The following is a 13,316-nucleotide window of genomic DNA, read 5'->3' on the forward strand; positions in this document are numbered from 1 at the left end:
GGTCGCTTCGCGTGGTTGGTTCGCACACCAGGGGAGAACGAGCGGGACTCCCCGCGGTCACGCTCGTCGCTCACACTCCGTCACACTGTGCGGGGGTGCGGGAGTTCAGGCGAGCCCCCCGCGGCGGATCACCTCCGCGTACCAGCGGGCGCTGGTCTTGGGGGTGCGCTGCTGGGTCTCGTAGTCGACGTGGACGATGCCGAAGCGCTTGCTGTAGCCGTACGCCCACTCGAAGTTGTCCAGGAAGGACCACAGGTAGTAGCCCCGGACGTCGGCGCCCGCCTCGATCGCGTCGGCCACGGCCTGCAGGTGCAGTTCGACGTAGCGGACCCGCTCGGGGTCGTCGACCTCGCCGTCCGGGCCGACCACGTCCTCGAAGGCGGCGCCGTTCTCGGTGACCAGCAGCGGCAGGCCGAAGTCGTTGTGCATGCCGACCAGCGAGTCGGACAGGCCGGTGGCGTCGATCGGCCAGCCCATCGCGGTGACGTCGTCGTTGGCGAGGTGGAAGACCACGTCCTCGGAGCCCGGCCAGCAGCTGAACTCGCTGTCGCCGTGGCCGTCGTTGCGGGCGGCCTCGGCGGTCTCCGCGTCGCCGTTCGGCGCCGAGACGACGGTCGGGTTGTAGTAGTTGAGGCCGAGCAGGTCGATCGGACGGCCGATCTCCGCCTCGTCGCCGGGGCGCACCAGCTCGTCCCAGTCGACGATGTGGGCGGTGTCCGCCTTCAGGTCCTCGTCGTAGCCGCCCTTGAACATCGGGCCGGTCCAGATCCGGTTGCCGACCGCCTCGATCCGGCGGGCCGCCTCGCGGTCCTCGGCGGTGTCGGTGAGCGGGCGGACCAGGTGCAGGTTGAGCGAGACGGCGATCTTCGCGGAGGCGGGCAGCACCTCGCGCAGCGCGCCGACGGCCAGGCCGTGGCCGAGGTTGAGGTGGTGGGCGGCCTTCAGCGCGTCGGCCGGGTCGGTGCGGCCGGGGGCGTGCACGCCGGAGCCGTAGCCGAGGAAGGCGCTGCACCACGGCTCGTTGAGCGTGGTCCACACCGGGATGCGGTCGCCGAGCGCCGAGGCGGCCAGCGAGGCGTACTCGGCGAAGCGGTACGCGGTCTCCCGGACCGGCCAGCCGCCGGCCTCCTCCAGGTCCTGCGGGAGGTCCCAGTGGTACAGGGTGGCGACCGGCGAGATGCCGTGCTCCAGCAGGGTGTCGACCAGGGCGCGGTAGAAGTCGAGGCCGCGCTCGACGGCCGGGCCGCGGCCGGTGGGCTGGATCCGCGGCCAGGACAGCGAGAAGCGGTACGAGGTGAGGCCGAGGTCGGCCATCAGCCGGACGTCCTCGCGGAAGCGGTGGTAGTGGTCCACCGCCACGTCGCCGGTGTCGCCGTTCAGGACCTTGCCGGGGGTCCTGGCGAAGGTGTCCCAGATGGACGGGGTGCGCCCGTCCTCGGCGGCCGCGCCCTCGATCTGGTAGGCGGCGGTGGCCGCGCCCCAGGAGAAGCCGGGCGGGAAGGCCACCCGGGGGGCCGCCACCGAGGTGTGGGCGGCTGTGGTCGGATCGGTCATGGTCATACGGGAGCGCTCCCATGGCTCGGGGGTGGACGGGGCGGTGTGCTGGGGCCGGTCGGTGGACCGGTCCCCCGCGGATCAGCTCTTGACGGCGCCGGAGGTGATGCCGCCGACGATGTGCTTCCCCAGAACGGCGAAGATCAACAGCAGCGGCAGGGTGCCGACGAGTGCGCCGGTCATGATCACGGCCTGGTTGATGTCGTGGCCGGAGCCGCCGCCGATGGCGGAGAGCGCGACCTGGACGGTCGGGTTCTGCTGGGTGAGCACCACGAAGGGCCAGAAGAAGTCGTTCCAGGACTGGACGAACACCAGCATGCCGAGCACCGCCATGGCGGGCCGGGCGATCGGGAACACCACGTGCCAGATGATCCGCAGGCTGTGCGCACCGTCCACCCGGGCCGCCTCGATCAGCTCGAACGGCAGCGCCTCGGACAGGAACTGGCGCATGAAGAACACGCCGAACGCGGCCACCAGCGAGGGCAGGATCACCGACTGCAGTTGGTTGCCCCACTCCAGCTTGGTGACGATCCGGTACAGCGGGATGACGCTGAGCTGCGGCGGGATGGTCATGGTGGCGACCACCAGGGTCAGCAGCGCGTTGCGGCCGCGGAAGCGCAGCTTGGCGAAGGCGAAGCCGGCCAGCGTGGAGAACAGCACGGTGGAGAGCGACACGCAGCCCGCCACGATGGTGGAGTTCAGCAGCGCCTTGCCCATGTCCGCCTGGTCCCAGGCGGTGGTGATGTTGGTCCACAGCTGGCCGCCGGGCACCATCGGCGGCGGCGACTGGGCCACCCGCTCACCGGTGTTGGAGGCCGCGACGAAGGTCCAGTACAGCGGGAAGAGCGAGACCACGGCGGCGAGCGCCAGCAGCACGTAGGCGACCGGACCGGCCTTGTCGTGGTCGCCGGCCTTGCGGCGGAACAGCCCGCTCGGACGGGCCTGTTCGGCGTGCTTCGCCTTCTGGGCGGAGGGGGTGGACAGGGTGGCGGCCATGTCAGCCTCCCAGCTCGTGGCGCTTGCGGTAACGGGTGATCAGGTACTGCACCAGGCCGATCAGCAGCAGGAGCAGCAGCATCGTCCAGGCCACCGCCGAGGCGCGGCCCAGCTGGCGCGACGGCCAGCCCAGCTCGTACAGGTAGAGGCTGAGCGTCTGGAACTGGTGCGCGGAGCCGCCGGACACGCCGACGCCGCCTCCGAACAGCATCGGCTCGCCGAACAGCTGGGTGGCGCCGATGGTGGAGACGATGATGGTGAACAGGATGGTCGGCCGGATCGACGGGATGGTGATCCGGGTGAACTGCTGCCAGCGGTTGGCCCCGTCCAGGCTGGCCGCCTCGTACAGGTCCTTCGGCACCGCCTGCATCGCGGCCAGGTAGATCAGCGCGTTGTAGCCGGTCCAGCGCCAGGTCACGATGGTGGAGATGGCGATCTGCGAGGGCCAGGTCTCGGAGTACCAGTTCGGGTGGATGCCGACCGCGTCCAGCATCCAGTTGACGAACCCGTAGTCCGGGTTGAACAGCTGGACGAACACCAGGGTCGCGGCGGCGATCGAGGTGGCGTACGGGGCGAGGATCGCGACGCGGAAGAAGCCGCGGCCGCGCATCCGGTAGTTGAGCAGGTGGGCCAGCCCGAGCGCCATCAGCAGCTGCGGGACGGTCGAGATCACACCGATGGTGAAGGTGTTGCGCAGCGCGGTCCAGAACTGGTCGTTGGACCACAGGCGGGTGTAGTTGCCGAACCCCCGCCACTCCATCACGTCCGGCTTGAGCAGGTCGACGTAGTGCAGCGACAGCCAGCCCGTCCAGATCAGCGGGAAGAGGCCGAAGGCGGCGAAGCAGATGAAGAACGGGGCGATGAACGCGTACGGGGACGCCTTCAGGTCGAACCGGTACAGGCGGGAGCGCCAGGCGGGGCGCGCGGGCGGGGCCTCGGCGCGGACGTGGGTGGCCACTTGGGGTTTCCTTCCCGGGGGTGGCGAGGGGCGGCGGAACGGCGCCCGGCCGGGTGGGCGGACCCGGCCGGGCAGTAGGGATCGGCTACCGGCGCGTTGCCGGCCCGGATCAGTTGCTGGTCTTGTCGTCGATCAGCTTGGTCACGTTGGCCCAGGCCTTGGCCGGGTCGGTGCCGTGCTCCTCGATGTCGAGGATGCCGTTGTCGGTGATGATCGTCTTCACGTTGCCGTCCTGCTCACCGATCGGCGCCGGCTTGATGGACTGCGCGGCGGCGGCGAAGATCTGGCCGGTCGGCGCGTTGTTGAAGTACTCCAGCTTGGCGCCCTGGACGGCGGGCTGCTGCAGGCCGCCGACGGTGGAGGGCAGGTTGCCGACCTTGGTGAAGACCTTGGCCTGCTGCTCCGGCGCGGTCAGCCAGGCGACGAGGGCCGCGGCCTCCTTGGTGTGCTTGCCGGCCTTCGGGACGGTCAGGAAGGCACCGCCCCAGTTGGAGGCGACCGGCGGGGCGGCGACGTCCCACTTGCCCTTGCCCGAGTCACCGGAGTACTTGCTGATGATGCCGGTCATCCAGGACGGGCAGACCACGGTGGCGAACTTGGCGTTGGCGAACGCGGCGTTCCACGGGTCCTGGAACTGGCGCAGGCCGGCGCTGATCTTCGCCTGCGAGGCGGCGACCGCGAGGTCCCAGGCGGTCTTCACACCGGGGCTGGTCTTGTAGACGAGCTTGCCGGAGTCGTCCGAGTACTGCTGGGGCTGCGCCGACAGCACGGCGTTGAACAGGCCCGAGGCGGAGTCGGTGAAGAAGGTGCCGGCCGGGGCCTTCTGCTGGTACTGCTTGCCCGCGTCGACGAACTTCGACCAGTCGCCCGCCCACAGCTTGCCGACCGACTCGCGGTCGGTGGGCAGGCCCGCCTGCTGGAACAGGTCGGTGCGGTAGCAGATCGCCATCGGGCCGATGTCGGTGCCGAGGCCGATCAGCGAGCCGGACTTGGTGGTGGCCTGCTTCGACTTCCAGTCCAGCCAGTTGCTCGGGTTGACGCCCTCGGTCTTGCCGAGGTCCACGAACTTGTCGCCCAGGGTGTTGGTGGCCTGCGCGATGTAGCCGACCTCGACCGCCTGGATGTCGGCCAGACCGCTGCCGGAGCTCAGGTGGGTGGTCAGCGCGTCCCAGTACTTCTGGCCGTCCTGGACGGTGTCGTACTTGATGGTGATGTTCGGGTGCGCGGCCATGTACTCGTCGTACAGGCCGGCCTCCACGTAACCGAAGGTGCCGAAGTCGCCGACGTTCAGGGTGATCTTCGCGTTCGGGTCGCTCTTGCCACCGCTGTCGTTGTCCGACTTCGACGAGGAGCAGGCGGTGAGCATCAGGGTGGAGGCGGCGAGGATCGCGGTGGCGGCGACGGCTGCTCTGCGGGGGCGGGAGGTGGTGCGCATGGGGGCGAACTCCTTTGTCCGGGTGGTTGTCCGGGTCGGGCCCAAGTGGCTCCGGCGGTCTTCCGGGGCCTGCGGGTGGGCTTTCGTGGGTCGTGCCGGGCTTGAAACGAGAGCTTCGTTGGGTGTTCTTGGTGCGCCGAAACTTGGCTACAGTGTGGGAGCGCTCCCACAGCTGGGCATGCCGGAAGGTTGCTGTGTCGCGGGGGTGAGTGTCAAGACGTGGTGACATAAACGTTGCCGGAGCGTTTCCGCCTTCGTTACCACCGCCGTTGACGCCCTCGTGCTGCCCCCGAGCCGGTCCCGGGCCGCCCCGGATGGTCGGAAACACCGTGGGACCGGCCACAATGAACAGTCCGTACGGGCCCGGGGCGGGCCCCGCGGATCCGTCCCATCCGTCCCATGAGACCGAGAGGTGTAGCGATGAGCCCGACCGCACAGCGCCCCGACGCGCTCCACCCGGGCGCCGGCGGCAGAGCCACCGCGCGCCCCACCCTGGAGGAGGTGGCCGCGCTGGCAGGCGTCGGCCGCGGCACCGTCTCCCGGGTCATCAACGGCTCCCCGCGGGTCAGCGCCAAGGCCCGCGAAGCCGTCCAGAACGCCATCGCCGAACTCGGCTACGTGCCCAACCGGGCCGCCCGCACCCTGGTCACCTCGCGCACCGACTCGATCGCGCTGGTCGTCCCCGAGGCCGAGACCAGGCTCTTCTCCGAGCCGTACTTCTCCGACATCATCAGCGGCGTCTCGGCCGAGCTCGCCGAGACCGACATGCAGCTGCTGCTGATCCTGGTCCGCAACCAGCGCGAGCGCGACCGGCTCTCCGCCTACCTGACCGCTCAGCGCGTCGACGGCGTCCTGGTCGTCTCGGTCCACCGCGACGACCCGCTGCCCGGCCTGCTGGAGAGCCTGGAGATCCCCTCCGTGCTGGCCGGCCGGCGCGGCGACCTCGAACCGCTCAGCTACGTCCACGCGGACAACGCGGGCGGCGCCAGGATGGCCGTGCGCCACCTGCTCCGGCGCGGCTGCACCCAGGTCGCCACCCTCACCGGCCCGCTCGACATGGAGGTCGCCCAGGCCCGCCTCGGCGGCTACCGCCGGGCCCTGGAGGAGGCCGGCCACGCCTACGACGAGGACCTGGTCGGGCTGGCCGACTTCACCGAGGAGGGCGGCCGGGTCGCGATGCGCGAACTCCTGGACCGCAGGCCCGAGTTGGACGGCGTCTTCTGCGCCTCCGACGTGATGGCGGCCGGTGCGATGCAGGTGCTGCGGGCCGCCGGGCGCCGGATCCCCGACGACGTCGCGGTGATCGGCTTCGACGACTCGATCGTCGCCCGGCACACCGACCCGCCGATGACCAGCGTCCGGCAGCCGATCGAGGAGATGGGCCGCACCATGGCCCGACTGCTGCTCGACGAGATCCACGAGCGCGGCCGGGCCCGGCGGCAGGTGGTGCTGGCGACCGAGCTGATCGTCCGCGACTCCGCCTGACGACGGGGGCGCGGAGTCCCGCGGGTGCCGCGGGTGCCGCGGGTGCCGTGGGACGCGCCGGGCTGTGCGCTGCGGGGATGCGCGGCGGGGGCGCGCCCGGCTGTGGGCTGCGCGGGGTGCGGGCTGCGCAGCGTGCCGGGCGGTGCGGGGCCGGGTGCCCGGCCCCGCGGACCGTTCGTTGTCCGTTGCCGGCTGTCCGCTGTCCGCTGTCCGCTCAGGAGTTGGGGCGCAGCGTCCAGACGATCTCCAGCACGCCGGTGACGGCGCCGTCCTCGCGGGTGATCTCCACGGTGATCGGGAACTCGGGGCGCTTGCCCTCGTCCAGCTCCGCGATCACCTCGGCGACCGGACGGCCGAGCGTCGCGGTGGCGGTCACCACGCCGCGGGCGAGCTTCTTGAACGAGATCTCGCCGACCGTCGGCAGCGGCACCGCGCGGCCCAGCTGGTCGCCGAACGCCGCGAGCACGATCGCCCCGCTGGCGGACTCGGCCAGCGTGAACATCGCCCCGGCGTGCGGCCCGCCCACGTGGTTGCGGTACTCCGGGAGGTCGGGCAGCCGCAGCACGGCCCGCTCCGGGGTGGTCTCCAGGTACTCCAGCTGCAGGGTCTTCACCATCGGGACGGTGGAGGTGAGCAGTTCGCCGATCGGGGTAGTCGTCATGCGGCGATGTTACTAGCGGGTAGCTTGGTCGTCCATGGCCCGTCGTCCGCCGCTGCCGCCCGCCGCTGCCGCCCGCCGTTGTCGGCGCCTCAACTCCCGGTCCCGGTGGGCGTTCCGGGAAACGCCGAGGGCCCCGGTCGATTCCTCGACCGGGGCCCTCGGCGTTTGGGGTGAGTGACGGGACTCGAACCCGCGACCACCTGGACCACAACCAGGTGCTCTACCAACTGAGCTACACCCACCATCTGTCAGGTGCTTTCCCGCTTCCGCGTTCCCGCTCCGACAGGAAGAACTCTACAGGATGCCGAGGGGTGCTCGCGCCAGGGTTTCCCGGACCGCCCGGGCCGGACCGCTGGTCAGGTGGTGGGCACCTGGTGGCGGGCGGCGATCTCCCGCGCGGTGTCGGTGTCCGGTCCCGGCTGCGGGACGAACACGGCCTCGCGGTAGTACCGGAGTTCGGCGATCGACTCGCGGATGTCGGCCAGCGCGCGGTGGCTGCCGCCCTTCTGCGGGCTGTTGTAGTAGGCGCGCGGGTACCAGCGGCGGGCCAGCTCCTTGATCGAGGAGACGTCCACGATCCGGTAGTGCAGGTGCCCCTCCAGCTCGGGCATGTCCCGGGACAGGAAGCCGCGGTCGGTGGCCACCGAGTTGCCGCACAGCGGGGTCTTCCCGGCCTCGGGCACGTGCTCGCGGACGTACGCCAGCACCCGCTCCTGCGCCTCGGCCATGGTCAGGCCGTCCGCGAGCTCGTCGAGCAGGCCCGAGGCGGTGTGCATCTGCCGCACCACCTCGGGCATGCCCTCCAGCGCCTCGGCGGGCGGGCGGATGATCACATCCACGCCTTCGCCGAGCACGTTCAGCTCGGAGTCGGTCACCAGGGCGGCGACCTCGATCAGGGCGTCCCGATCGAGGTCGAGGCCGGTCATCTCACAGTCGATCCATACCAGACGGTCATTCACGCCCTCACCCTACGGCGCGGTCCCGCGCCCCCGACACCGCACGCGCCCCGTCCGGGCCGAAGTCCGCCGTGTCGCGCGCCCCGCGCTCCGGCTCGACCTCCGGACGGTGCACCACCCGGCGGTCCCGGGCGGTGGGCTGCCTGCCGTCCGCGTCCTCCGCGATGGCGTGCTCCACCGGACGGTCCGGCCGCTCGGTCGCACCGCGGGCGCCCGGGTACGCCGCGCTCGGCCGCACCGGCTGCCCGGGGGAGGGCTGCGCGTGCGCGTGCGCGGGCGACGGGCCCTGCTGGGCGCCGGGAGCGGCCTGGCCCGCACCTCGGGCCGCGTACCGGGGGTCGACCGGACGCTCCGCCCCGGGGCGCCCGTAGGCCCCCGGCGGCGGACCGGCCTGCGGCGGCACCAGCGGACGCGGCCGCTGCCGCCCCGCCGCGCCCCCGCCGGACGCCCCGACGGCCGGACCGGCCCCGCCCGGCACCTGCTGGCCGTGGCCCGCGCTCCCGTGCCCGACCGACCCGTGCGGGGCCTGCGGGTGTCCGGCCGGGCCCGCGCCGCGCTCGACCGGGAGGCCGCTCGACTGCGGCGGCACCGTCGGCCCGCCGACCGCCGGGCGCCGGGCCCGGAAGGCGGTCCGGTACGCGGCCGGGGAGACCCCGAGCTGCCGCCGGAAGTGCCCGCGCAGCGCCACCGGCGAGCGGAAGCCGCAGCGGCGGGCGACGTCGTCCACCGACAGGTCGGAGGTCTCCAGCAGCCGCTGCGCCTGCAGCACCCGCTGGGTGATCAGCCACTGCAGCGGCGCGCTGCCGGTGAGGGTGCGGAAGCGGCGGTCGAAGGTGCGCCGCGACATGTAGGCGCGGGCCGCCAGCACCTCCACGTCGAACTGCTGGTTGAGGTTCTCCAACGCCCAGGTGACCACCTCGGCCAGCGGGTCGTTGCCGATCTCCTCCGGTAAAGACTGGTCGATGTACTGGGCCTGACCCCCGCCGCCGCGGCGGTTCGGCACCACCAGCCGGCGGGCCAGCGCGTTGGCGGCCTCGGCGCCGTGGTCGCTGCGGACCACGTGCAGGCACAGGTCGATCCCGGCCGCGGTGCCCGCGGAGGTGAGCACGTCGCCGTCGTCCACGAACAGCTCGCGCGGGTCGACGTGGACCCGCGGGTAGCGCTTCGCCAGCGTCGGCGCGTACATCCAGTGGGTGGTCGCCGGGCGGCCGTCCAGCAGCCCGGCGGCGGCCAGGACGAAGGCGCCGGTGCACAGGCCGATGATCCGGGCGCCCTCGTGGTGGGCCTTGCGCAGCGCGGCGATCGCCTCGACCGGCGGCGGCTGCGAGATCGACCGCCAGGCCGGGACCACGATGGTGCCCGCCCGGGACAGCGCCTCCAGCCCGTACGGGGCGGTCAGCGTCAGCCCGCCGGTGGTGGTCAGCGGGCCCTCCTCGCCGGCGCACACCAGCAGCCGGTAGCGGGGGACGCCGGCGTCCTGCCGGTCCACGCCGAACACCGACAGCGGGATCGAGCTCTCGAAGATCGGCGCCCCGCTGAACAGCAGCACCGCCACCGTCTCGCGCCGCCGCCGACCTGCGAGCTTGCGCGGGGAGGACAGCGCACCGGGACCGGGGCCGGCCGGGAGCACGTCCGTCGCGGTGCCCGCGCCCGCGCTCGTCGCACCGTGCCCGGAGGACGCGGCGGGGGACGCTGCGGAGAACGTCGCGGAGGCCGTCGTCGAGGACGCCGCCGAGGTCGCCGCCGAGAGGGGCGGAACCGCGGGGTGCTGACCCGGCGTCACCCCTCCCGGGGTGCCGTGCAGCTGACCGCCGCCCGGCGAACCGGTCGGCGCGCCACCGAACTTGCCGAGTCTCGCCGTGCCACCGGGATGGGACGACGGCTGGCGGCCGTTCTCAGGACCCGCGTCGCTCCTGCTCACCCTGCTCAAGGCGCTCCAGCCCCCTCGGTGGTGTGGTGGTCTCGGCTGCCGCTCTGCGAGCCAAGATCGAATCTACTTGGTGGACCGTTGCCGTTGTGACAAGTTCACCATCCGACGCTATGTCGACATGGCAATTTGGCGTGAAGCATTCGATCACGAAGCGTGGCACCCGTCGACCCCGCTGTGAAGGGGGCGCGGAGAAGCGTGGCCGGTTGTCGCACGACCCGTCGTCGATTCCCCCGTCGACGGTGCACTCACCGTCCGCTGTGTGCTGCGGATTTGCCCGAACGGCAGGGCAGCAACGCAAGTTGGCCGAAAACGTACGGTTCAAATCGGGGGCGCGAAACCACCTTCCACGCGCCACAGCGCACACCTCGGCCATGATCCCCGCGCCCCGTCAGCCCCCCCGGCCCACTGCGAACCGGCCACTCCGGAACGCCTCTCACCTCACGCTCCGTCACTCCGGACCCGTTCTTCCCCTTGTACCCCACCCGTCACAGCCACCCCACCGACCCGCCCCGCCCCACTGCTCCGCTCCGCGGGCCCGGACGCCGCACATTCGTCCGAATCCGATCCCCTGCCGTCCTTCCGTGCCAACTCCGTTCCGGCGGGCGGGAGGTGTCGTTCCCCCGGTGCGGGTGCGGGTGCGGGTGCGGGTGCGGGCACGGGCACGGGCACGGGCACGGGCACGGGAGCGGACCTTCGGCGGCGTGACGTCAAGTGTCCTGACGTGCAGGCGGGACGGCGGTCCCGCGGGGGAGGGCGTGGTCCTGCGCCGCCTCAGCCCGCGGCGGCGGCCGGGGTGGGTTCGACCGACGTGCGCGGTGCGACCCTCGTCGGCGGTGCGGTCGGGGGCGCCGAGGCCAGGGACGCTGAGGCCAGGGACGTCGCGCTCAGGGGTGTCGTGGCCAGGGACGTTGTGGCCAGGGACGCCGCCGGGGCGAACGGGGCCTTCGCGACGGCCGGAGCGACCGGGGCGGCCGGGGCGACCGGGGCAACCGGGGCATTCGGCAGGTTCGGAACGCTCGGGAGGTTCGGAGCGCTCGGGAGGTTCGGAGCGCTCGGGGTGCTCGGGGCGGTTCGGGCGGACGCCGGGGCCAGGCGGGAGGCCGGGACGGCGAGGCGGCCGCGCGGGCGCTGGGGGCGGCCGGTCGCGGCGGCGGTGAACCCCCGTCCGACGGTGGGGAGTTCGCCCGCGGCGAGGACCACCCGTACCGCCTCCGGCAGGTCCGGCGAGCTGACCGTCGGACGGTAGGCCCGCTCGGCCCACGGGCGGCCGTGGTGCAGCCAGACGCTGCGCAGTCCCGTGGCCGCCGCCCCCGCGATGTCGGCCGGTCCGTAGTCGCCGACCATCCAGGTCTGCGCCCTCCAGTCCCCGGCCGGCCGGAACCCGCACCGGCGGGCCGCGATCTCGAAGATCAACGGGTCCGGCTTCAGGCAGCGGGCCTCCTCCGAGATGACCCAGCCGTCCACCAGGGCGGCGAGCCCGGTGCGCCGGATCTTCTCCAGCTGGGGCACCGTCCCGCCGTTGCTGACGATCCCCAGCGTCCACCCCGCCTCGCGCGCCTCCCGGAGCGCCGTGACGTGCGAATCCGGGCACCGGATGTGCGAGTTGATGCCGGTCCGGTAGTGCGCGAGCATCGAATCGACCGACCGGTCGAAGCCGTAGCGACGCTTCGCCGCACCCAGTACGGTGCTGCGCGGTACGTAGCCGCTGCCGTCGAGCATGACCAGCCAGTCGAGGTCGCCGGCGGGGAGGCCGTTCTCGGAGAGGAAGTCCTCCGCCCACGCCCGGAACGCGGCGTCCCTGGGCAGCAGGGTGTTGTCGAGGTCGAGCAGGAGCAGCGGCATGCCGAGCATGCTGCCAGCGGCCACCGCGTATGCACTTGGCAATTGCCAAAGGCGGGTGGAATTTCCGCGAATTGGCCGAATCCGGCTGCTACCCGTGCAACCCGGACCATGATCCGAAAATCGGCCGGTCCCACCGGGCGGTCCCGGGGCGGCCGCGGAGGGCGGCCGCGGGACAACTGCCGTGCACCGCTTGCGGACAGGGGCGATGACAGTCGGGTCACGTTGTGTCGGCGCACTGTTGCGCACATCCCGTGTCGTCGGTCAAGCTCCTGGGAACCCGTCGCGCGGGGGCGCACGTTTCGGCACGTGTTTCCCCCACCCGCGGGAACCCGATCGCACGAGGGCGCCGCCGCTGGGCGGGGCCCGCTCCGAGCCGTACTCTGAAAGGCACAGGTCTCCGACGGTGGTAGTCGTTCCCGGACGCGTCGCCACCGCTGCCGTCCCTGTCACCGGGACCGGACGGTCCGCCGCCGCGTCCCCCTGCGTAGGCCCGCTTCAGTTGAAGAGTTTTGAGCCATGGCCGGTCACGAGCCCTCCGCTTCTGCCCACGGCAGCCCGTACGACGGCGGCCGGTACGACGGCAGGTCCGGCGCCGGACGCCCCGGCGTCCCGCCGCTCGCCGATCCGGCACGCCACCCGGAGGGCCGGCGTCCCGAGGCCCGGTGCTCCGACGTCCGGCAGTTCGACGTCCGGCGGTTCGACCTCCGGGAGGCCGACCGGCCGCGGCGCGGCCCCGAGCGGCCGCTGGGCCACCGCTCGGACCGCAACCCTGAGCACGGGGACCAGGAGCGCGGCGGCCCCGAACCCGACACCCCCGGGACGGCGGCGGACCCCGTCGTCGGCCCTCGACCCGGTACTGCGGAGGACGCGATGACCGACCGATCCCGTCCCACCGTCGGCCGCCGCGACGGAGAGGGCGAGCCCCAGCTCCAGGAGCACGGCTCGCGCGCCTGCGACCCGCAGTTCCAGCACGGCGTGGTGGTCGGCTTCGACGGCTCGCTCTCCAGCGAGCGCGCACTGGCCTACGCCGTCGGCATGGCCCGCCGCTCCCACTGCGGCCTGGTGATCGTCCACGTCGCCAACCGGCTGCCCGCCACCGTCTGGGCAGGGTGCGAACCGCCGGTCTTCGTCGACCTCCCGGACCAGCGCACCGAGATCCTCGGCCTCGAACTCGCCTGCGCCGACTTCCTCTCCGGCGTCCCCTGGATCCTGGTCGAACGCGGCGGGGACATCTGCCACGAGATCGAGGAGGTCGGCCGCGAGTACGCCGCGGACGCCATCGTGGTCGGCAGCACCCACGGCCTGCTCGGCAAGATCTTCGGCTCCGTCTCCAGCCGCCTCGCCCGCCGCGCCAACCGCCCGGTGATCGTCATCCCCTGACAGTGATGATGTGACTGGTGGTTCTGCTGATGAGCCTGACCCGCCCCCTGACTGACGCCTCGGGCTGTCCTGTTTGGGATTTGTCGGCTCATCAGCAGGCCATCACGCACGCGGCCGGA

General features: G+C 72.5%; 9 protein-coding genes, 1 tRNA gene and 1 pseudogene. 2 read left to right on the forward strand and 9 right to left on the reverse strand.

Annotation, left to right across the window (positions count from 1 at the left end):
* Positions 1-105: 105 nt before the first annotated feature.
* The 4 genes from QSK52_RS20470 to QSK52_RS20485 all read right to left on the reverse strand — a co-directional run bounded on the left by QSK52_RS20470 (position 106) and on the right by QSK52_RS20485 (position 4,943).
* Positions 106-1,560, reverse strand: coding sequence for a GH1 family beta-glucosidase (locus QSK52_RS20470; protein WP_435053300.1), 1,455 nt, complete (start codon positions 1,558-1,560; stop codon positions 106-108).
* 75 nt (positions 1,561-1,635) lie between these two features.
* Positions 1,636-2,550 (reverse strand): carbohydrate ABC transporter permease, encoded by a 915-nt coding sequence (locus QSK52_RS20475; RefSeq protein ID WP_285737544.1) that lies wholly within the window; start codon positions 2,548-2,550, stop codon positions 1,636-1,638.
* Position 2,551: 1 nt separating this feature from the next.
* Positions 2,552-3,508 (reverse strand): carbohydrate ABC transporter permease, encoded by a 957-nt coding sequence (locus QSK52_RS20480; protein ID WP_285737545.1) that lies wholly within the window; start codon positions 3,506-3,508, stop codon positions 2,552-2,554.
* Between the two features lie 109 nt (positions 3,509-3,617).
* Positions 3,618-4,943, reverse strand: coding sequence for an ABC transporter substrate-binding protein (locus tag QSK52_RS20485; protein ID WP_285737546.1), 1,326 nt, complete (start codon positions 4,941-4,943; stop codon positions 3,618-3,620).
* Between the two features lie 420 nt (positions 4,944-5,363).
* Between QSK52_RS20485 and QSK52_RS20490 the strand changes: the two genes are divergently transcribed.
* Positions 5,364-6,428, forward strand: a complete 1,065-nt coding sequence (locus tag QSK52_RS20490) for a LacI family DNA-binding transcriptional regulator (RefSeq protein WP_285737547.1) — start codon at positions 5,364-5,366, stop codon at positions 6,426-6,428.
* A 214-nt stretch (positions 6,429-6,642) separates the two neighbouring features.
* Here the strand turns inward: QSK52_RS20490 and QSK52_RS20495 are convergent, their stop codons facing one another.
* The 5 genes and pseudogenes from QSK52_RS20495 to QSK52_RS20515 all read right to left on the reverse strand — a co-directional run bounded on the left by QSK52_RS20495 (position 6,643) and on the right by QSK52_RS20515 (position 11,817).
* Entirely contained in the window at positions 6,643-7,089 is a 447-nt protein-coding gene (locus QSK52_RS20495; RefSeq protein ID WP_285737548.1) for a DUF4442 domain-containing protein, read from the reverse strand.
* A 166-nt stretch (positions 7,090-7,255) separates the two neighbouring features.
* A tRNA-His gene (locus tag QSK52_RS20500) sits at positions 7,256-7,331 on the reverse strand.
* Between the two features lie 114 nt (positions 7,332-7,445).
* The gene (orn, locus tag QSK52_RS20505) at positions 7,446-8,048 is read right to left on the reverse strand and encodes an oligoribonuclease (protein ID WP_285737549.1); all 603 of its coding nucleotides are present in this window, start codon (positions 8,046-8,048) and stop codon (positions 7,446-7,448) included.
* Between the two features lie 594 nt (positions 8,049-8,642).
* Positions 8,643-9,645 (reverse strand): annotated as a pseudogene (locus QSK52_RS20510) (helix-turn-helix domain-containing protein); the annotation flags it as partial.
* A 1,101-nt stretch (positions 9,646-10,746) separates the two neighbouring features.
* Entirely contained in the window at positions 10,747-11,817 is a 1,071-nt protein-coding gene (locus QSK52_RS20515; RefSeq protein ID WP_285737550.1) for an HAD family hydrolase, read from the reverse strand.
* A gap of 870 nt (positions 11,818-12,687) precedes the next feature.
* Here QSK52_RS20515 and QSK52_RS20520 point away from each other — a divergent pair.
* On the forward strand, positions 12,688-13,197 hold the full coding sequence (locus tag QSK52_RS20520) for a universal stress protein (RefSeq protein WP_435053301.1): 510 nt from the start codon (positions 12,688-12,690) through the stop codon (positions 13,195-13,197).
* The last annotated feature ends 119 nt before the right edge of the window (positions 13,198-13,316 follow it).

It is taken from the genome of Kitasatospora phosalacinea (genome assembly GCF_030268885.1).
Classification (GTDB): domain Bacteria; phylum Actinomycetota; class Actinomycetes; order Streptomycetales; family Streptomycetaceae; genus Kitasatospora; species Kitasatospora phosalacinea_C.